This is a genomic window from Kineococcus siccus, from assembly GCF_009906795.1.
In the GTDB taxonomy this organism is placed as follows: Bacteria; Actinomycetota; Actinomycetes; order Actinomycetales; family Kineococcaceae; genus Kineococcus; species Kineococcus siccus.
The window spans coordinates 1-490 of the sequence record NZ_JAAALN010000460.1; the positions used below are offsets into that span (position 1 = coordinate 1).

Consider the following 490-nt stretch of genomic DNA (forward strand, 5'->3'; position numbering starts at 1 on the left):
CTGCCTACGCTGACGGCATGTGCCGGAACATCCGCCAGCTGCACAACTTCGCCCCGCCCGCCTCGGGGGAGGAGGTGCACGCCGCGGCCCTGCAGTACGTCCGCAAGGTCTCGGGCGCCACCGCCCCCTCGCAGCGCAACGCCGAGGCCTTCGAGCGGGCCGTGGCCGACGTCGCCCGCGCCACGGAGGAGCTCCTCGCGTCCCTCGTGACGTCCGCGCCGCCGCGCGACCGGGAGGTCGAGGCCGCCCGGGCGCGGGAGCGGTCGGCCCGGCGCTTCGGCTGAGGGGTCGGGGTCCGGGCGAGGGGTCGTGTCGTACCCGGGTGGCAGCGTCCGCGGCGCTGCCCCGTGCGGACCACGGGGTTGACCGCCACGGCTGCACCGGTGGTACAACTGCGGAGTCGGATCGAACGTCCGTTCGAACCGGCACCCCGAGCTGGAGGTCTCTGCACGTGAGCGCCACCGCCCTCGCCCCACTGCCCCTCGTCCCG

1 protein-coding gene is annotated in these 490 nt (G+C 75.7%); it reads left to right on the forward strand.

The window, feature by feature from the left end; all coding sequences use genetic code 11:
- Positions 1-17 precede the first annotated feature (17 nt).
- On the forward strand, positions 18-284 hold the full coding sequence (locus GTR02_RS22120; RefSeq protein ID WP_166609601.1) for a DUF2277 domain-containing protein: 267 nt from the start codon (positions 18-20) through the stop codon (positions 282-284).
- Positions 285-490: the final 206 nt, after the last annotated feature.